Annotated in this window: 19 protein-coding genes; 5 read left to right on the top strand and 14 right to left on the bottom strand. The window is 37.7% G+C overall.

The annotated features are described in order from the left end of the window. Positions 1-58 precede the first annotated feature (58 nt). Positions 59-1306, top strand: a complete 1248-nt coding sequence (locus OQX63_RS08615) for a glutamate-5-semialdehyde dehydrogenase (RefSeq protein ID WP_265850482.1) — start codon at positions 59-61, stop codon at positions 1304-1306. A 130-nt stretch (positions 1307-1436) separates the two neighbouring features. On the opposite strand, the gene OQX63_RS08610 is transcribed toward OQX63_RS08615, so the two are convergent. Both OQX63_RS08610 and OQX63_RS08605 read right to left on the bottom strand, forming a co-directional pair. Next, entirely contained in the window at positions 1437-2819 is a 1383-nt protein-coding gene (locus OQX63_RS08610; RefSeq protein ID WP_265850481.1) for an MBL fold metallo-hydrolase RNA specificity domain-containing protein, read from the bottom strand. 183 nt (positions 2820-3002) lie between these two features. Beyond that, entirely contained in the window at positions 3003-3353 is a 351-nt protein-coding gene (locus OQX63_RS08605; protein WP_265850480.1) for a hypothetical protein, read from the bottom strand. A gap of 92 nt (positions 3354-3445) precedes the next feature. Here OQX63_RS08605 and OQX63_RS08600 point away from each other — a divergent pair, with 92 nt between their 5' ends. Next, positions 3446-3700, top strand: a complete 255-nt coding sequence (locus OQX63_RS08600; protein WP_265850479.1) for a hypothetical protein — start codon at positions 3446-3448, stop codon at positions 3698-3700. A gap of 52 nt (positions 3701-3752) precedes the next feature. On the opposite strand, the gene OQX63_RS08595 is transcribed toward OQX63_RS08600, so the two are convergent. The 7 genes from OQX63_RS08595 to OQX63_RS08565 all read right to left on the bottom strand — a co-directional run bounded on the left by OQX63_RS08595 (position 3753) and on the right by OQX63_RS08565 (position 9931). Beyond that, positions 3753-4433 carry a type 1 glutamine amidotransferase domain-containing protein gene (locus OQX63_RS08595; protein ID WP_265850478.1) on the bottom strand — a complete coding sequence of 227 codons (681 nt, stop codon included), beginning with the start codon at positions 4431-4433 and terminating at the stop codon, positions 3753-3755. Positions 4434-4519: 86 nt separating this feature from the next. Beyond that, the gene (locus tag OQX63_RS08590) at positions 4520-5089 is read right to left on the bottom strand and encodes a Crp/Fnr family transcriptional regulator (protein ID WP_265850477.1); all 570 of its coding nucleotides are present in this window, start codon (positions 5087-5089) and stop codon (positions 4520-4522) included. 115 nt (positions 5090-5204) lie between these two features. Then, on the bottom strand, positions 5205-5579 hold the full coding sequence (locus OQX63_RS08585; protein ID WP_265850476.1) for a hypothetical protein: 375 nt from the start codon (positions 5577-5579) through the stop codon (positions 5205-5207). A 292-nt stretch (positions 5580-5871) separates the two neighbouring features. Beyond that, complete coding sequence (locus OQX63_RS08580) at positions 5872-6528, bottom strand: SanA/YdcF family protein (RefSeq protein ID WP_265850475.1); 657 nt, start codon at positions 6526-6528, stop codon at positions 5872-5874. A 17-nt stretch (positions 6529-6545) separates the two neighbouring features. Further along, complete coding sequence (locus tag OQX63_RS08575) at positions 6546-7163, bottom strand: XAC2610-related protein (RefSeq protein WP_265850474.1); 618 nt, start codon at positions 7161-7163, stop codon at positions 6546-6548. A gap of 14 nt (positions 7164-7177) precedes the next feature. After that, positions 7178-7588, bottom strand: a complete 411-nt coding sequence (locus tag OQX63_RS08570; protein WP_265850473.1) for a GxxExxY protein — start codon at positions 7586-7588, stop codon at positions 7178-7180. 804 nt (positions 7589-8392) lie between these two features. Next, complete coding sequence (locus OQX63_RS08565; RefSeq protein WP_265850472.1) at positions 8393-9931, bottom strand: YifB family Mg chelatase-like AAA ATPase; 1539 nt, start codon at positions 9929-9931, stop codon at positions 8393-8395. A 68-nt stretch (positions 9932-9999) separates the two neighbouring features. On the opposite strand from OQX63_RS08565, the gene OQX63_RS08560 reads away from it, so the two are divergent. Further along, positions 10000-10470 (top strand): energy transducer TonB, encoded by a 471-nt coding sequence (locus OQX63_RS08560; RefSeq protein WP_265850471.1) that lies wholly within the window; start codon positions 10000-10002, stop codon positions 10468-10470. Between the two features lie 247 nt (positions 10471-10717). Here the strand turns inward: OQX63_RS08560 and ffh are convergent, their stop codons facing one another. Then, on the bottom strand, positions 10718-12055 hold the full coding sequence (gene ffh, locus OQX63_RS08555) for a signal recognition particle protein (RefSeq protein ID WP_265850470.1): 1338 nt from the start codon (positions 12053-12055) through the stop codon (positions 10718-10720). Positions 12056-12245: 190 nt separating this feature from the next. Between ffh and OQX63_RS08550 the strand changes: the two genes are divergently transcribed. After that, complete coding sequence (locus OQX63_RS08550; protein WP_265850469.1) at positions 12246-14666, top strand: DUF5916 domain-containing protein; 2421 nt, start codon at positions 12246-12248, stop codon at positions 14664-14666. Positions 14667-14765: 99 nt separating this feature from the next. Here the strand turns inward: OQX63_RS08550 and OQX63_RS08545 are convergent, their stop codons facing one another. Next, positions 14766-15755: a helix-turn-helix domain-containing protein gene (locus OQX63_RS08545; protein WP_265850468.1), complete on the bottom strand. Its 990-nt coding sequence runs from the start codon at positions 15753-15755 to the stop codon at positions 14766-14768. Between the two features lie 96 nt (positions 15756-15851). Here OQX63_RS08545 and OQX63_RS08540 point away from each other — a divergent pair, with 96 nt between their 5' ends. Then, on the top strand, positions 15852-16583 hold the full coding sequence (locus OQX63_RS08540; RefSeq protein ID WP_265850467.1) for an SIP domain-containing protein: 732 nt from the start codon (positions 15852-15854) through the stop codon (positions 16581-16583). A gap of 2 nt (positions 16584-16585) precedes the next feature. On the opposite strand, the gene OQX63_RS08535 is transcribed toward OQX63_RS08540, so the two are convergent. The 3 genes from OQX63_RS08535 to OQX63_RS08525 all read right to left on the bottom strand — a co-directional run bounded on the left by OQX63_RS08535 (position 16586) and on the right by OQX63_RS08525 (position 18778). Further along, a complete protein-coding gene (locus OQX63_RS08535; RefSeq protein WP_265850466.1) occupies positions 16586-17611 on the bottom strand; it encodes a DUF3078 domain-containing protein in 1026 nt (341 codons plus the stop codon). Between the two features lie 94 nt (positions 17612-17705). After that, entirely contained in the window at positions 17706-18029 is a 324-nt protein-coding gene (locus tag OQX63_RS08530) for a hypothetical protein (RefSeq protein WP_265850465.1), read from the bottom strand. Further along, positions 18026-18778, bottom strand: coding sequence for a hypothetical protein (locus tag OQX63_RS08525; protein ID WP_265850464.1), 753 nt, complete (start codon positions 18776-18778; stop codon positions 18026-18028). The genes OQX63_RS08530 and OQX63_RS08525 overlap by 4 nt, the downstream gene beginning before the upstream one ends. Positions 18779-18809 lie beyond the last annotated feature (31 nt).

Raw genomic sequence — 18809 nt, 5'->3', positions numbered from 1 at the left:
AATTCTCTCTTTTCCTCGGTGTAGAACTCGGTAACCTCTGTGGTAGAAAAAGAAAAAAATGGATTACAAACAATATTTCGAAAAAGCAAAGCAGGCCAGTCGTACCTTGATTAGCTTGGACAAAGAAACTACAGATGCTATATTAAAAGATCTGTCAGAAGCTTTAGTGGCCAATACAGCCGAAATTCTTACTGAAAACGCTAAGGATTTAGCTAAAATGCCCATCGAAGACCCTAAATACGATAGATTAAAATTAAGCGCTGCACGTATTGCAGATATCGCCAACGATCTCAAAAATGTTGCCAGCTTAAACAGTCCTTTGGGTAAAGTTCTTTCTGATAAAATATTGGATAACCAGCTTCATATACAAAAAGTAAGTGTGCCACTGGGCGTTGTTGGTGTGATTTACGAAGCGCGGCCGAATGTTACTGCCGATGTATTTTCGCTTTGTTTTAAAACCGGAAATGTTGCTGTGCTAAAAGGTGGCAGCGATGCTGAATTTTCTAACCAGGCCATTGCAAAAGTAATACATGAGGTATTGGATAAGCATAAAATCAATCGGGATGTTTTAACCTTATTGCCTGCAGAAAGGGCCGCAACCGAAGCTTTGCTAAATTCACGCGGGTTTGTTGATGTGCTGATTCCGAGGGGAAGCCAATCGTTAATTAATTATGTTCGTGAAAACAGTAAAATCCCTGTTATTGAGACCGGAGCAGGAATTGTGCATACTTATTTTGACGAGACTGGTGATTTAGAGAAAGGCAAAGCGATTATTTTTAATGCTAAAACCAGGAGAGTAAGCGTTTGTAACTCATTAGACTGTGTGTTGATTAATGAAAATAGATTGAATGATCTGCCTGCACTTTTATATCCCCTAGCTGATGGAAATGTAGAATTATTCGCAGATGAGAAAAGCTATGCAATATTAAAATCTTCTTATCCATCCCACTTATTAAAGAAAGCTACACCAGAACATTTTGGAACGGAGTTTTTATCGTTAAAGCTGGCTGTTAAAGTAGTAACGGATTTAGCAGAAGCATTGAACCACATTGCCGATTATAGCTCTAAACATAGTGAAGCCATTATTTCCGAAAATGCGACTAATATCGCTCAATTTTTAAATGAAGTAGATGCCGCGGCGGTGTATGCCAATGCCTCTACCGGATTTACTGATGGTGCACATTTTGGCCTCGGAGCGGAAATTGGCATTAGCACGCAAAAACTCCACGCCCGTGGGCCAATGGGTTTGGAGGAACTGACCAGTTATAAATGGGTGGTGAGAGGTGATGGACAAGTGAGGAAGTGATGTTTGATGGAAAATGGATGATGGAATGAATAAGCAATGACCAATAGCTACTATTTGTATCATCATCATTTCGAGCGGAGTCGAGATGACGACTTTATTTATTGGAAGCCATCAAACTAAAACCAATGAACTACAACTCAAACACCTCTCCCCTTTCAGGCACTGTTACATTAAAACCATCTGCTTGCAGGGCCAGTGATAAACTTTGCAGGCTTTTGTCTTCCCCATGAACCAGGAACACCTTTTTTGGTTGGCCTGTTTGTTTAATCGTTTTTACTAAATCGTTATGATCGCCATGTCCACTCAGTAGATCTGTTTGGTGGATAGTAGCGTAAACCATCATTTCGCGGTCTTTAATGCGCACTATTGGTGCTCCGCTTAATAATTTATATCCAAGCGTTCCTTTTGCACAATAACCAATAAAAAGAATGGTACAATAATAGTTCTGAATGTTGTAATATAAGTGATCCTGAATCCTTCCTCCTTCTAACATACCTGCAGAGGAAATAATGATGCAGGGATCGAAATAATTGGAAACATCTTTACTTTCTTTCATGGTTTGAACATAAGCCAGGTGCTCAAATTCAAATTCATCACCCATGGTTTGGTAAAAATCTTTCGCCTCCTGATTCACGAGATTATGGTGTTTTCGGTAAACCTCGGTAGCCTGGATGGCCATTGGGCTATCTACAAAAATCTGAATGGGTGGCAACAGTTTTTTGGTGAAAATCTGGTTTAAGGCAAATACCAACGATTGCGTACGACCAATACTAAATGCTGGAATAATGAGCCTGCCAGGGCTTTTAATGCAGGCTTCAGTAATTTCCTGAACCAGGCGTTCTTCCAGTGTTTGGTCTTTGGTATGCATTCTGCCTCCATACGTGGCCTCGCTTACTACATAGTCTACTTCAGGCAGCGGCTCTGGATTAACTAAAACCGGATAATTTTCCCTGCCGATATCGCCGGTAAAAGCTATTTTTTTGTCTATACCATGATCATTTATGTTTAGAATGGCTGCTGCAGCACCCAGCAAATGGCCAACAGGTACAAAAGTTAAGCTGATATCGCCATTAATCTTAAAAGGTTTGTTGAAAGCAATGGTTACAAAACGATCGATGGTGTCCATTACATGCTTATGCAGGTATAATGGTTTTGGTCCGCTAAAATTGCCGCGTTTAGTACGTGGTTTTCTGCCCGCTTTTCTTAAAAAAAGTTCAACAGAATCGAATAATAATATCGACGTAAGATCGGCTGTGGGCGGTGTACAAAGTACCTGGCCATCAAAACCTAATCGAACCAGTGTAGGTAAATTGCCAGAATGGTCAATGTGTGCGTGTGTTAAAATTACCAGGTTTATACTGGCTGGATCGAAAGGGAATTGTTGATTTTCTTCCTGGTAGGTCTCCTTCTCGTAATCTAATCCACAATCTATCAGTATTTTATAATGTCCAATTTCGAGCAGGTGCATACTGCCCGTTACTTGTTGTGCTGCGCCCCAAAACGTTAACTTCATCTTCTTATCTATCGCGTAAAATCTTTAGCCGTAAAGTAGTATAAATGATGGGATTTTTAAACAATCATGCGTAATTTTTTAATTATCATTTACCACGGAGAAAGATCATTTCGCACACTAAATGAACAGTAATTCCTTTAAAATATAAAATCAGACCTCTACCATTCCTGAATTTGGCCTTATTTATAGTTGATTAACTTCTCTGAATTTAAGACGCTTTGATATTTTACTTTTTGCATCTTCCGAAAAGTCTTCTAAATCAGCTGTAGTAATGGTTTTATCTACAAGCATAGCAATCACCGTATCAAAAAACCACGAATTTCTAAGTCCGTCGTATCTTCTGGCAATATGTTTATCAAAATCTGTTACAGCAGTAAAAATTTTATAATAATCGTCTTTATTGTCTTCAGGCTGTTGTGTTTTCCATTGGTCTAAAATCTCAGAAAATGCCTGCATTTCTTTTTTGAGTTCCCGTTGTAAAGCTATCTCGAATAATTTTCGGGCAACTTTGTTGTCTGCTTTTGAAAAATCCATGTGTAAATTTATACCATAAAGATAAGGATGTCATCATATATAACTGGCTTAACCCAAAGAAAGATTTTTTATCTTTGAAGAAAAATATCCGCATGCAAGAACCTTTTGATATAGAAATCGGCCCAATTAATTATTCAGTTTTTCCGGAAGGAAATGATTCGTATACCATTTTTAAAGATGGAAGAGAATACATTCAAATTCAGAAAGATACTTCATCCATTTGGTTGAAAATGGATTACAAAACCGAACTTCCGATTTTTGAAGAAGACGAAGAAGTGAATGCAATTGGACAGGCCATTGAAAATTATGTGCCTGAAGCTGAAGACGAGGAAGAAGACGAGCTATAATAAGGAATCCTCAACAGGGATGGGCAAACCAATCTCTGTTGAGGATTTAAATTTAGGCAAGAAGCTTTAATAATTCTTCTGCAACTTTTTCTGATGATGCAGGGTTTTGGCCGGTAATCAATAAGCCATCAACTACGGCATAAGGATTCCAATCGGCTATCTTACTGTAATGTCCACCATTCTTTATTAACATATCTTCAACCAAGAAAGGTACTACGTTTGTTAATTGTACAGCTTCTTCTTCTGTATTGGTAAACCCGGTTACATTTTTTCCGTTTACCAGATATTCACCATTCACCTTTACATCTTTGAGTACTCCGGGAGCATGACATACAAATGCAACAGGTTTATTAGCGGTATAGAATTCGGTAATGAGTTGTTGTGAAGTTGTACTTTCTGCTAGATCCCAAAGTGGTCCGTGGCCACCAGGATAAAAAACGGCATCATAATCATCCATCTTTACATCGGCCAATGGGATGGTATTTTTCAATTTATCTAAAAGAACAGCATCTTTGTCCATTCTTTTCGTTGTTTCGGTTTGAAAAGAAGGGTCTTCACTTTTAGGGTCTATTGGGGGCTGGCCACCTTTTGGAGACGCCAATACAATATTAACACCTTTATCGGCTAATGCATAATATGGCGCAGCCAGTTCTTCTGACCAAAAACCTGTTTTTAAACCTGTATTTCCTAATTCGTCGTGGCTTGTAATCACGAATAAAACTTTCTTATTCATATTCTTTTATGTTAAGTATATCACAAAATTAATGCTGTTGGTTTTGGCTACAAAGGACTTCAATCACAGATTTAATGTGCGCGAAATCACGTTTTTGCGGAAAGTCTGCTTAAGGTTTCTCTTGAAATACCCAGGTAAGCTGCAATTATTGTTTTAGAAAGCCGTTGCATCAATTGCGGATACTGTTGAGCGAGTTGTTCAAAGCGCTCTTTTGGACTTGTAGTTAAAAGTGATAAAATTCTTTGCTGTAAAGCTACATAGCCCAAACTGTTTTTTATCCTGAAAAAATGTTCCATTTTATGGCTTTCGCTGCATAGCTGATCTAAATTATCTTTGCTGATGGAGAGTAGTTCGGAGTTTTCCAGACAGCTGATGTTGGTAATCGATTTAACACGGCCATAAAAAGCCCTGAAATCAGATAGCCACCAGTTTTCCATTGCAAACTGGATAATATATTCTTTACCATTGGCATCCGTAAAGGTGGCCTTTAATAAGCCTTTAACTACAAAATAAATGTGATTGACAAATTCGTCTTCCTGGATGAGGTACTGATGTTTTTTAAGCATTTTGGGTTTGAAATGTGCTGCTATATGCTCAAACTCCTGATCAGTGAGGGAAATGATTTCTTCGAGGTGTGTTTTTAATTCAAAACTCATGCTATAAATTTAGCTAAATTAAGCATGAAAATTATTTTTTGGCATTCAGAATGATGCATGGATAAAAAAATAAGGCCCGATTACGAACCGGGCCTTAAATTAAAATTATTCTTTATTATCTGGTACAATCTGCAGTCCAGAATTGGCTGTCTTTAGCTACCCTGATGGTGAGGTTACTGGCATCTATACTAATGCCCGTTAAGCCCGAGCCAATACTTACATAGCTGTTGTCGCCTTTCTTTTCGAATTTTACTCCGGTAATATCAGGGATATTGTTTCCAAAGTAAAAATTATAGGTTTCGCCAACTTTGCTCACGGTTACTTTTCCATCGCTGCTGGTAATTGTATTTTGGCCACTGCGGTAAGAAACTGATCCTTTGTACGTGCCTACAAAGAAATCGCGATCTGCTGGATCTGTATCTTTTTTACACGATACCATTACTGTTAATGCTATTAAAAGCATGCTGAAAATCTGGATTGTTTTTTTCATCTCTTTCACTTTTTTTAATTTTAAATAGGTCAATAATTGTAACAGTGCTATGACAATGACTATGCCAAACAGAAATGTGATTTGTGAATGAGATATATGATTAGCAATTAAGGTTAATTAAAATTAGTTTGTAATCTTCTGTATTTTAGGTTGTTAATTAGGTGTCGCTTTTTTGATTTTGGCTATTTGAATGATTCATTTTCAAAGACTTGCTGATTCGTTTAAAGGATCAAAACTGTTTAGTTTAAAGGAGCTTGTTCAATAGCCAATGATAAACTAAAATTACTTCATGCTATTCTTTAGTATAGTTTGATGGGCCATTAATATCAACCGTTTCACCTAAAAAATGGGGTTTCCTGCCGATAATCAGATCAATAGAAGATTTTACTATAGCCAAGTACTCTCTGAACGAAGCATATTTGAAGCCTTGGTATGTTCCTTGATCTGCAGCAAAACCATAAGATTTTATTCTTAATTTATTACCAATGTTGATACATCTATTTAAATGATATTTTTGCGAGACCAGAATTGCGGTATCTATATTGAAAATAAATTTTGACCTGTAAAGTGTAGAGTAACTATCAAACCCCGCATAGTCGAGATAAATTTTACTGGTATCAACACCATGTTCATAACAGTACAGTTTCATTACAGTGAGTTCGTCGTGTGCATCACTACCGTTATCTCCTGACAGCAAAATTTTGTCAATTTTATGATTGTTATAGAGTTTTATGCCAGCATCAAGTCTGTCTTTTAAGTATTTGCCAGGTTTATTGTTGTTTATTCCCGCTCCAAAAATAATACCCACTTTAGTTTTTGGTACATCTTGTTCATTCGAATAAATTGCCGGATTAGTCTGGTGTTTTATGAGCAAGTTTATAATTAATACCATAATGACACCCAAAATAAAGGCATAGAAGAGCAGTTTAATGATTTTTTTGATGTTCATTATTGATAGGTTAATTGTTATCTCTTAGATCTGTGGTTTTGGATTATTGTTTTCTTTAAAATTGAGGCAATCTTTTTATCTAGATCTAAATCATCAGTTTCATCGAAATGTTCGCCAATTTTATATGGTATGTGCTTTTTATTAAGTCTATACAACTGATAATAATTGGTGCCTGTTAAACCATAACTCACAATCACCTTGTGCTTTTTGTTGTAGCTGGGGTTAACAATATTGTCGAAATCTTTTACCTTGGTTAAAGTATGGTTTTTAGGATTCACAAGGTAGAGATTGTAATACGAATTTCCTCCTCTTCCACCTGTATCTTCGAAAATTAACAGATCTTTTATATCGTCATTATTATAGTCTTCGTAAGTGATATTTCCGGAGATGTGGCGCATATCAAGATTTTCTTTCCAGAAAATTTTGTCTACTGTTTTTCCGCTTTTACCGAAATAAATGTTGGCGTTAGCCGGTTCTTTATCAACTATTAAGTGTTGTATGGCCAGTACATAACTTGTATCTTTAAAGGGATAAACGTATTGCCATGCTCCTTTTGCAACAGGCTGACGGAATATTTTTTGTGCAAAAGAATTAGTAGTAATAAGCACAAAGATTAGATAAAGGATCTTGCTCAAGGCGTCTCAATTTTTTAGTCAACTAAATATCGGTAAAAATCGTTTACAAATGTTTTTTGTCCATCATTAAAAATGTTGGTACTATTGAAGTTAATAATTAAACCTTGAGGGGCTTCTAGTAATTTCATATAAGTTAGTATCTGTGCCTCTGCAATAGGCTCAATAATTTTTGAGGCTTTTATTTCAACAACGAGGCAGTTTTCGATAAGTAAATCACATCTCAGTGTTGTAGCAACTGTAATGTTTTTATAGTAAACTGGTGTAGCTATTTCTGTTAGGAAATTAATATCCCTAAGTGATAATTCATGTTTCATACATTCGTGATAAACACTTTCTAGTAAGCCGGGGCCAAGGGCTTTGTGTATTTCAATGGCTGCTCCAATTACGTTATAGGTTAATTCCCTTAAGCTAGATTTAGTAGTCATATTTTTGTTTAAATTTTAATTGGCTAAATTAAGTGGCCACATAGTTAAGTTACTCTATGGACTAAATTTTGATATGGTCAATTTGGTATGCAATTATATTAATGTGCCATATAGGTATATAGGGCATATAGTTTTGTATTGATCTCTTATGCTATTTACTTCTGTAAGGGTTATATGTCTATATGGTTAATTTGGTATGCAATTATATAATGTGCCATATAGGTATATAGGGCATATAGTTTTTGTATTTATATCTTATACTATTTATTTCTATATGGGTTATATGTGTCTATATGGTCAATTTAGTCTGCAATTATATTAATTTGCCATATAGGTATATAGAGCATATAGTTTTTGTATTTATATCTTATACTATTTATTTCTATATGGGTTATATGTGTCTATATGGTCAATTTAGTCTGCAATTATATTAATGTGCCATATAGGTATATAGGGCATATAGTTTTTGTATTTATATCTTATACTATTTATTTCTATATGTCTATATGGTCAATTTAGTCTGCAATTATATTAATGTGCCATATAGGTATATAGGCATATAGTTTTTGTATTTATATCTTATACTATTTATTTCTATATGGGTTATATATGTCTATATGGTCAATTTAGTCTGCAATTATATTAATGTGCCATATAGGTATATAGGCATATAGTTTTTGTATTTATATCTTATACTATTTATTTCTATTTGGGTTATATATGTCTATATGGTCAACTTAGTCTGCAATTATATTAATCTGCTATATGGGTATATAGGGCATATAGTTTGTATCAATATGTTCTTTACCCTGCCCAGCCATCCCTATCCAAACTCCTGTAATTAATTGATTCGGCCAAGTGTTCAAGCTCTATATTTTCACTGGCGGCTAAATCGGCTATGGTTCGGGCCACTTTTAAAATCCGATCATAGGCACGTGCCGATAATCCTAATCTTTCCATTGCAGTTTTTAATAAATTGGTTCCGGCCTCACTGATCTGGCATACTTTACGGACCATTTTCGGACTCATTTGAGCATTACAATGTAATTCTTCTCTGTCTGCAAAACGGAGGTCCTGAATTTCTCTTGCTTTAATTACCCGATCCCTGATGTGGTTACTTCTTTCTGTTTCCGTAGTAGAGGCTAATTCTGTAAAATCAACAGGTGTTACTTCTACATGCAGATCAATCCGGTCTAGAAGCGGTCCAGATATTTTGCTCAGGTATTTTTGAACCACACCAGGTGCGCAAACACAATCTTTTTCCGGATGATTGTAAAAACCACATGGACAGGGGTTCATGGAGGCCACCAACATAAAACTGGCTGGATATTCTACCGAAAACCTTGCCCTTGAAATGGCGACCTTACGATCTTCCAAGGGCTGGCGCATTACCTCTAAAACGGTTCGTTTAAATTCTGGCAGTTCATCTAAGAATAGAACGCCATTGTGTGCCAGTGATATTTCTCCTGGTTGCGGATTAATTCCGCCGCCTACCAGCGCAACATCACTAATCGTATGGTGTGGAGAGCGGTACGGACGGCTTGTCATTAAAGCATCGCTTGCAGAGAGTTTTCCTGCAACGGAATGGATTTTTGTGGTTTCTAAGGCTTCGTTTAAATTTAATGGGGGTAATATAGTGGGCAGGCGCTTGGCCAACATGGTTTTGCCTGCCCCTGGCGGACCGATTAAAATAACATTATGACCACCCGCAGCTGCAATTTCCAATGCTCTTTTAATATTTTCCTGGCCTTTAACATCGGCAAAATCGTGTTCGTAATTATTGATGTTTTTTAAGAATTCTTCTTTGGTATTCACTTTAACTTGTTCCAGCGCTTCGCTTTTATTAAAGAAAGCAATTACCTGAGCCAGGTTTTCTACACCATAAGCGGCTAAATCGTTTACAATGGCTGCTTCTCGAACGTTTTGCTTCGGTAAGATGAATCCTTTAAAACCTTCCTGTTGGGCTTGTATGGCAATTGGCAAAGCTCCTTTAATGGGCTGGATACTTCCATCTAAAGAAAGTTCGCCCATAATAAAATAATCTTCTAATTCGTCAGCTGGGATTTGGCCTGAAGCCGCTAAAATGCCGATGGCAATTGGCAGATCGTATGAGGAGCCTTCTTTTTTCATGTCGGCAGGTGCCAGGTTTACCACTATTTTCTGTTTAGGCATGCGAAAACCTGAAACATTAATGGCGCTGGCCACCCTTTGCAAACTTTCTTTTACCGCATTATCGGGCAGGCCTACCATATAGTATTTGGTACCCGCGCTAATATTCACTTCGATGGTTATGGTTAGTGCATTTACGCCATAAACAGCACTCCCGTATGTTTTTACAAGCATTTAATTTTAATTAAAATAAACTCGGATGTAAATTATTCGGGATGAATATTGATGACTAATATAAGAATATGATTAATAATTTTTACTTTAAAATCGTTTTAATATTAATTATGTTAAAAATATTATCGGTAGCAATTTTTCTAGTTTTGAGCCAACAGCTTTATTCACAGGATAGAGGAGGAACGGTTAAGGTAGATTTGAAAGAAATAGCCGAAAATAAGGTCTATTCTTTAGATGAAGTAGATCATGTGGCTCATTTTCCAAACGGAGAAGCTGCCTTAGAAAAATATCTCTCAACCAACTCAAGATATCCTCAAATGGCGAATAAATATAAAACTAAAGGCAAGGTATATTTATGGTTTGTAATTGAAAAGGATGGCAGAATAACTGATGCGGTTGTAACGAGGGGAATAAACATTAAATGTGATGAAGAAGCATTGAGATTATTGCGATCATCTGGAAAATGGATTCCTGCAACTATAAAATCCAGAAAAGTGCGTTCAAAGGGAAATCTCAGTATCGGTTTTGGTTTGAATTAGGTTGATTAAACTGTCTTTGTTAAATAAACCTGATTGGACGAATGCCGATTCCTTCTATCGGCAGCAGGGAAAGCAGGGCTGAACCGACCTATGGAAAGCTGAACATTCATTTCCAAAACCTATAAAACAAAAAATCCCGACCATTACTGATCGGGATCTATATTATTTAAAAGATGCTGAAACAAGTTCAGCATGACGCGATTGCTAACCTTACGCCTTAAACCCTCTCTGCCCTAAACCTTTTAATCTATCTGCCAAATGGCATTTTAGGCATACCTTTCATCATGGCTGCTGCGGCTGCAGGGTTAGAAAACTGCTTCATCATTTTACGCATATCTTCAAACTGTTTAATAAGTTTGGTTACTTCTTCAACCTTACTTCCTGAACCTTTTGCGATACGTAAACGGCGACTTTGCTGAATGCTATCTGGGTTTTCTTTTTCAAAAGGCGTCATCGAATTAATGATGGCTTCGATTGATTTGAATGCATCATCCTGAATATCAACATTCTTCATCATTTTACCCACGCCTGGTATCATGCCCATCAAATCTTTCATGTTACCCATTTTCTTGATCTGCTGAATCTGGTTGTAGAAATCGTTGAAATCGAATTTGTTCTTACGGATTTTCTTTTGCAATTCTGCGGCTTCTTTCTCGTCAAACTGCATTTGAGCACGTTCAACAAGTGAAACCACATCACCCATACCTAAAATACGCGATGCCATACGATCTGGATAGAAAACATCCAGTGCTTCCATTTTTTCGCCGGTACCGATAAATTTAATTGGCTTGTTTACCACCGATTTAATCGAAAGGGCTGCACCACCACGGGTATCGCCATCCAACTTGGTTAACACAACACCTGTAAAATCTAAACGATCGTTAAATACTTTGGCCGTGTTTACTGCATCCTGACCAGTCATCGAATCCACTACGAATAAAATCTCGTGTGGTTGAGTTTTGGCTTTAACTTCAGATATTTCGTTCATTAAAGATTCGTCGATCGCTAAACGACCTGCAGTATCGATAATGATGATGTTATTTCCATTTTGTTTACCGTGTGCAATACCTTCTAAAGCGATACCAACAGGATCGTTTGATGCGCGGTTGGCATAAACTGATACACCAACAGAGGTTCCTAAAACCTCTAATTGATCTACAGCTGCCGGGCGATACATATCGCCTGCTACCAATAAAGGTTTTTTGCCCTTGCCTTTTAAATGTAGGGCTAGTTTACCGGCAAAAGTGGTTTTACCCGCCCCGTTTAAACCTGCAATTAAAATAATAGTAGGGTTTGCTTTAGTATCTAACTCTGTAACTTCGCCGCCCATTAAGGCTGCAAGTTCATCGTTCATTATTTTAGTCAGCAACTGACCTGGGGAAACTGCGGTAAGTACATTTTGACCCAAAGCTTTTTGCCTCACCTCATCAGTAAAGGCTTTTGCTGTTTTATAGTTAACATCGGCATCAAGCAATGCTTTGCGGATTTCTTTCATGGTTTCTGCCACGTTGATTTCCGTAATACTGCCTTGACCTTTTAATACTTTAAATGCTCTGTCTAGCTTGTCCTGTAAATTATCAAACATCTTTTTTTAAGCTAAAAGCTTCATGCCACAGGGCAAAAAGCTACTTGTTTTTAATAAAAGGCAAATGTATCAAATTTTGCTTGTAAATCGCTGCACCTCAAAGTCAAAACTTAGGGAAGATATATTAAATTTTTCTTTTGGTGCAACATTTTTGTTAAGGTGCGGTCTTATACCTAACTAACCTAAACGAATGAAACGCTGCCTCCTTATTCTTTTTGTATTTTCTTATGCTTTTTCTCAAGCTCAGGATATTTCGAAACAGCGCCAACTGGAGGCGAAAAGAACGCTGCAAAGCCCTAAAATAGATGGTATTTTAGATGATGTATGTTGGAATAATGTTCCCATTGCTACTGATTTTATTCAGCTCAGGCCAAATCCCGGAAAGGTAGAAACTCATGATCGGCGTACTGAAATGAAGGTGCTTTATGATGATGTGGCCATTTATGTTTATGCCCGGATGTACGATCACCCTGATAGCGTTTCGCACGAGTTGGTTTCGAGGGATAATATTGGCAATGCAGATTTCGTTTCGATTATTGTTGATCCTTTTTACGATAAAATGAACGGAAACGGGTTTTTTGTAACTGCTGCGGGCGTGCAGTTCGATGCTAAATACTCGCAGGTGGGCGATGAAGACGCCAACTGGAATGCGGTATGGGAAAGTGCCGTTAAATTGGATGATAAAGGCTGGACCTGTGAAATGAAAATTCCCTATTCGGCGCTTCGCTTTTCCAGTAAAGATATCCAGAATTGGGGTTTAAATTTTAGCCGGAGGGTGCAGCGGAGCAATACACAGACCTTTTGGAATTTTGTAGACCCTAAAGTAAATGGCTTTATTAACCAGGAAGGACTTTGGACGGGAATAAAAGATGTTAAACCACCTTTAAGATTATCTTTTTCGCCCTATATTTCGGCTTATGTAAACCATTATCCGGTTAATTTGCCAGGGGTAAAAAACACCACCTCTCGTTTTAATGGCGGGATGGATGTAAAGTACGGAATTAACAACAGTTTTACGCTGGATATGACCCTGGTACCCGATTTTGGACAGGTGCAATCTGATAACCGGATATTAAATCTTACTCCTTTCGAAGTAAAATTTAACGAAAACCGCCAGTTTTTTACTGAAGGAACAGAGCTTTTTAACAAAGGCGATCTTTTTTATTCCAAACGGATTGGTTCTATTCCATCTTATTACGATTATAGTGGTGTGGGCAACGATAAAATTGTAAAAGATCAAACAGAGGCTAAGGTGTTAAATGCCACAAAGATTTCTGGCCGAACAGCAAAAGGCCTTGGTATTGGCATTTTTAATGCAGTTACCAGTAGTATGGAAACTGAGGTTGAAGACGCTCAGGGTACCTTTCGGATGGTGGAAACGCAACCACTTACCAATTATAATATTTTGGTTTTCGATCAATCGCTAAAAAACAATAGCTCGGCTACATTTATCAACACCAATGTGCTGAGGCAAGGAACAGCTTACGATGCCAACGTGAGTGCTTTGCTTTTCAATCTAAATAATAAAGGCAATAAGTATTTCGTAAATGGCGGGGGTAAAATGAGTTATTTAAGGGGAGAAGAATCGAGTACGGGATACAGTTATACACTGCGGTTGGGTAAACAGAGCGGCAACTTTACCTGGAGTTACAATCAGGTATATGCTGATGATAAATTTGACCCATCAGATATGGGATTCTTTACCAATAACAATTTTTTAGATCAGCGGATAGGCATTGGTTATAACGTATATAAACCAAGTAAATGGTATAATCAATTTGAAAGCTGGGTTAATTTAAACTATTCGCGTAGGGTAATACCAAGTATTTATCAAAAAACAAGCACAAATGCAGGGTATTGGGTGCAGTTTAAAAATCAATGGTCGGCAGAATTGGATTTGAGCTGGGAGAGAAAAGGTAATGACTTTTATGAGGCTCGCAACGGGCAGTTATACCGTGCACCAGAAAATTACGGCATCAGTCTTTATGTAAACCCCAACAGGGCCAAAGCCTATAATTTTGGGGGAAATGTAAGATACTTTAAACAGCAGCTATTTGGCGGAAAACAGTATAACTTTTACCTTTTTCAGAACCTGCGGTTGAATGATCAGATTGCCTTTGGGTTAGACTTGAATTTTAATCCTAATTACGACTACGTAAACTGGGTAACGGCACAAGGGAACCAGGCTATTTTTTCGAGATATGACCGCAGAACGGTAGAAAATTCGTTCGATGCTAAATATACTTTTACCAATTTAATGGGATTTACGGTGGTGTTGAGGCACTATTGGAGCGACAGAAGAAATAAAGAATTTTACCTGCTTAAAGCCGACGGTAATTTAAGCGATTATACCGGATCAACATTAAACGGACTGGACAGAAATTACAATGTATTTAATATCGATTTAATTTATACCTGGCAGTTTGCACCTGGCAGCACCCTTTCTGTTTCGTACAAAGATGCAGCAGAAACTTACGATACTTATTACACACAGCGTTACAACAAAAACCTGAGTGGAATTTTGAATGCTCCTCAGAATAATAGCCTTTCGGTAAAGGTTTTATATTATGTAGATTATCTTGATCTGAAGAAAAAAAGGAAGAAGGTTTAAACTCCTTTTCGTCATGCTGAATTTATTTCAGCATCTTTCTTGCAGTTAGGACCCTGAAATAAATTCAGGGTGACGATCACTTTTAGGCTAATGACTAACCTAACGCGCTTTCCCCGGGCTGATGCCGAATTTTTTACTAAATGCACTGCTGAAATGCTGTACCGAAGAGTAACCTAATTCTTCGGAAATATGCTTAATATTTTTAGCACTGTCGGCCAGGAGTTCTTTAGCGCGCATTAATTTATAATCACTTAAATAACCAAAAACAGTATTCTGAAAAACCTCTTTAAAGCCTTGTTTTAGTTTAAACTCGTTTATCCCTGCTGTTTTTGCCAATTCGCTTAACGATGGCGGATGACTGGCATTGGCTAACAAATATTCGCGTGCATAATAAATGCGGTCTTTATCATAGGTTGATTTTAGGGTAGGCGTATTGGTTTTTTTTGCTGCAAGTTCAAAAGCCTGGGCTTGCAATGCCAAAAGTTCGAGGCATTTAGATTGCAGGAACAAGAGTTTTAATCCGCCGGTAAACTGGCAATTCATAATATCATTGATACAACTGTGCATCGCTAAGCTGATGGGCAGATTTTCTGAAGAAAGTTCTACTGAACGGCTATTCATGATGTTCTCGCCAAAACTCTTGAGCAGGATGCTGCTTTCGCTGGTTAGATCAATAAACCGTGACCTCTCGAAGTTTATCTCAAAAAATTTATGTGTACCTCCTGTATCAAACTCTGCCATCCCGTCAAAATCAGGGCTGTAAATGATATTATGCTGGTTTGCTTTAATATCCAGGCGTTTTTTAGTGATGTAGTTTTCCATAATGCCCCCACCAGTAAGCGCAAAGTGGAGCTCTACCATATCAGGTTCATCAAAAGATTTAATGCGCAGGCGGCTCTGTTTCACAACCATATCACCGTAAACAATATAAATACCCGAAAAAGCGATCTCTACAATCTCAGCATCGCCAAAAGGAAAACTGTATTTATCCCTCCTTTCGGTTACCAATGGCTGATTAAGTTGAGAAATGTCGAACTTACTTCCTACAACATAATATTTATCTTCGCTATCGTAAATGTTTAAGGCCATAAAATCCTTTTGATATAAACTTTAATCCTTTTGGTATAAAAAGGTGCATTTGTTAGACAACTACTTTTGTTCAAAGTTACTAAACAAAAGAATACGATGCCTAAATTACCTTCATGGCTGGCCAACACAATGGAAAAAGTGATCAGCGATAAAATATATCAAGTAGAAGTTGTAGCAACCAAAATGTTAAGCAGCAACTTAAAGTGCGTTACCTTCAAAGGCGATTTTTTTAATGCTAAATTTATTCCCGGAATGGAAGTGCTTTTTAGGGTTAATGCCAACGAATACAGGCATTATACCTTATCGGGTTTTGACGAAGCACACGAAATCTGTGAAGTGATTTTTTACCTGAACAGACAAGGGCCTGGACATCATCTGGCCGTAAATATCCAAAAAGGAGACCGTTTAAAACTGATTGTAGATCGGGCAAAGGTAAAATACAATGAAGCATCCAATCAGCATTTCTTTTTTGGCGATGAAACCAGCCTGGGTTTGTACGAATCGCTTGGGAGAAAAGTGATAGATGAGGATGCAGAATATTTTGGGATTCTGGAAATGCAGGAAGAGAACCTTTGTTCAGTTAAGAAGCTAAATCTACTGATCGATGCCGTGCCTTCTGATATCAATGCTCCTGCTCAAAATGCCATTAACTGGGTGCAAAACATGCACCCCTTGTGTTGGGAAATGTGGCAAAATGCTACGTTTTACTTAACAGGCAGGGCAAAATCGGTACAGCAGTTTAAACGTTACCTAAAACAAAGGGGCGTAAGCTTTAGGCAGATTGTGACCATGCCTTACTGGGAAATGGGTAAAATTGGTGGTGGGTAAACCTATCGGGGGAAGGTAAAGCCAAAACCCAATGCTAAAGTCTGGTTCGCCTGTATTTTATTGGTGCCGGTATCTTTATCGAACAGCAGTACACCCGTTAAACTGGTATTCATAAAGCGATTGATTTTTGCCGTTAATGCAACATCTAAGCGGTGATCAATATTGCTCATTTTAAAATCCTGATACGGAATGAACATCTGATAACGTGCTTTAAGGTTTGTATTGGTAAATATATCCTTATCAAATGCACTTACAATCTGGAAAGCCAGTTCATTACGTACTTTTTTGCCATATTCTACACCATAAACGGTAGCTTTGGGTGGATTGGCATTATTCGTAGGATCAAGAAAAAGCTTTTCGTCCAATACAAAAGTTTGACGTGCCGTACCAGTACCTATACGGGTTGAAAAATATTTAACTGGTTTATACTCGAAACCGATAGATTCTGTTAAATAACCCGGCCCCATAAATTTTGAAATCAGCGTGGCAGTTTCCTGTCCGTTTGTAACGCTGTAAGAATAACCATTGTCAAATTGTGATTCAAAACTTAACGATCCGAAGAAAAACCAGCTTTTGGAGAGTTGAAAAGAGGCTTTGTTATCCCAGAAAATACGGTCGTTGGTTTTCTTTTGCAGCTGATCTTTATTTTTGATTTTACCATACTGCAAAACCAGCTCGCTTACAGAACTATAGCTGTCTTTGTTATACTCTGCCTTCCAGTTTAAAAGCCCCCCAACTGCCACAGAGTTGGTACCCCCACCTTTCCAGTTATTACTGAACTGGGCCTGGTTAATATTGATGCCGATATTGGTCCTTGTTTTCCAGTAATTAATCTTGGCGTTTACAACCAAAGGCTTAATTTTTACAGGTTCAAAGTTTAACGGCCCTTGCCTGCTTGGCAACGGACTGCGTTTTAACTTGATATTCAGGTCTTTTGTGTTGATCGGAATAGTATCAATTTCCTGTGCATATAATTTTGTAGAGCAGAAACTTAGAATCAGGACGATGGCAGCTAAACAGTTCTTCATTACCTACAAAGAAAAAGAAAAATTTTAGAGATAAAAAGCATTTAACAAAATGATTGCCAGAACACCTATTAAAGCAAAAGCAGAGGTGGCAGTTTTACTTCTTCCTGATCCAGCCATACCAATTACCGTTTTTCAGGTAATTTAAATCAGTTTCATAACGGTACGCTTCCTTTTCAAAAACAATATTCCGATAGGCGAGATCATGTTTTTTGTATCTGATCAGGTTGAATAGGTAATTAAGCAGATACAAGATATAAAAAGGAAGCACAAGTAATTCCAGCTGTTGGCGCAAATGGATTTTCTCGTGATTGATAATCTCCTGATCGTTTTTAAGCCTTGCAGATTTTAACAGGATAAATGGAAAGATGGCCATGCCTGCTGCAGGAAGTTTCTTAACAATCAGAATTGGCGTGCTCACAACTTATCGATCGTTATTTTGGGCAATGTAGGTAATTTTAAGGCCGTAGGGTTTAACCTGTAGCTTTTATAGGCGTTCCTGATAAAAAGATTAAAAGCATAATCTGAGGCATCCAATACAAATTGGTAGGTTGGACGATATTGTTGCATAAAATCAGTTAGTTCAGCATCCTTTATGCCTAATACCTGACTCACCAGGTTGGCATTAAAACGGTAATCGATCAGGTCTTCACGATAATCTTTTTCCAGGACTTTTTGCAGATGACGGGCATTTCTCCCTTGCCTGCTTAACAGGTTGTAAATTGCATCAATGCCTAAACCAACGCCACCATTGCCTAAATTCAATAAATCCTTACTACTTCCTTTCATGGTTTGGTAGCGGTATTCTTGAACATTCTTTTCGTATTGCTGCTGCGGGCTCAATCTTTTTTGTTGAATAACCACATCACGGAGTCTGATGCCAAGCGATCTGAGTTGAAAGTATGCCGCAGTTTGTCCCTTAAAAACAATAGTATCTACGCCATAGCCCGATAAAGCCGCAACCAAGGTATCGCCAGGCAGTGCAAAAGTGCTGAATTCGCCTTTTGTATTATTGTATAAGCCATCACCCGTACGGATGTTATAAATATAAACTTTAGCCAAACGCTGCTTGGTTTCTTTATCAATAACAATACCCTGCACAGGTTTATTTTGTGCGTGAAGCCACGTAGAGAAGCCAAAAACAAGTATAAAGGGAATAAAAAATTTCATTCAGTTACAAAACTACAAATATCTTGCTGGC

This window comes from Pedobacter sp. PF22-3, assembly GCF_026239555.1.
Lineage (GTDB): Bacteria > Bacteroidota > Bacteroidia > Sphingobacteriales > Sphingobacteriaceae > Pedobacter.
The sequence above is the reverse complement of the archived record's forward strand: the minus strand, read 5'-3'. Positions and strand labels throughout refer to the sequence as shown.

Bases quoted from the DNA above. Each gene is read 5' to 3' on its own strand.
- OQX63_RS08615 (WP_265850482.1), top strand. From the start codon at position 59: ATGGATTACAAACAATATTTCGAAAAAGCAAAGCAGGCCAGTCGTACC.
- OQX63_RS08610 (WP_265850481.1), bottom strand. From the start codon at position 2,819: ATGAAGTTAACGTTTTGGGGCGCAGCACAACAAGTAACGGGCAGTATG.
- OQX63_RS08605 (WP_265850480.1), bottom strand. From the start codon at position 3,353: ATGGATTTTTCAAAAGCAGACAACAAAGTTGCCCGAAAATTATTCGAG.
- OQX63_RS08600 (WP_265850479.1), top strand. From the start codon at position 3,446: ATGCAAGAACCTTTTGATATAGAAATCGGCCCAATTAATTATTCAGTT.
- OQX63_RS08595 (WP_265850478.1), bottom strand. From the start codon at position 4,433: ATGAATAAGAAAGTTTTATTCGTGATTACAAGCCACGACGAATTAGGA.
- OQX63_RS08590 (WP_265850477.1), bottom strand. From the start codon at position 5,089: ATGAGTTTTGAATTAAAAACACACCTCGAAGAAATCATTTCCCTCACT.
- OQX63_RS08585 (WP_265850476.1), bottom strand. From the start codon at position 5,579: ATGAAAAAAACAATCCAGATTTTCAGCATGCTTTTAATAGCATTAACA.
- OQX63_RS08580 (WP_265850475.1), bottom strand. From the start codon at position 6,528: ATGAACATCAAAAAAATCATTAAACTGCTCTTCTATGCCTTTATTTTG.
- OQX63_RS08570 (WP_265850473.1), bottom strand. From the start codon at position 7,588: ATGACTACTAAATCTAGCTTAAGGGAATTAACCTATAACGTAATTGGA.
- OQX63_RS08565 (WP_265850472.1), bottom strand. From the start codon at position 9,931: ATGCTTGTAAAAACATACGGGAGTGCTGTTTATGGCGTAAATGCACTA.
- OQX63_RS08560 (WP_265850471.1), top strand. From the start codon at position 10,000: ATGATTAATAATTTTTACTTTAAAATCGTTTTAATATTAATTATGTTA.
- ffh (WP_265850470.1), bottom strand. From the start codon at position 12,055: ATGTTTGATAATTTACAGGACAAGCTAGACAGAGCATTTAAAGTATTA.
- OQX63_RS08550 (WP_265850469.1), top strand. From the start codon at position 12,246: ATGAAACGCTGCCTCCTTATTCTTTTTGTATTTTCTTATGCTTTTTCT.
- OQX63_RS08545 (WP_265850468.1), bottom strand. From the start codon at position 15,755: ATGGCCTTAAACATTTACGATAGCGAAGATAAATATTATGTTGTAGGA.
- OQX63_RS08540 (WP_265850467.1), top strand. From the start codon at position 15,852: ATGCCTAAATTACCTTCATGGCTGGCCAACACAATGGAAAAAGTGATC.
- OQX63_RS08535 (WP_265850466.1), bottom strand. From the start codon at position 17,611: ATGAAGAACTGTTTAGCTGCCATCGTCCTGATTCTAAGTTTCTGCTCT.
- OQX63_RS08525 (WP_265850464.1), bottom strand. From the start codon at position 18,778: ATGAAATTTTTTATTCCCTTTATACTTGTTTTTGGCTTCTCTACGTGG.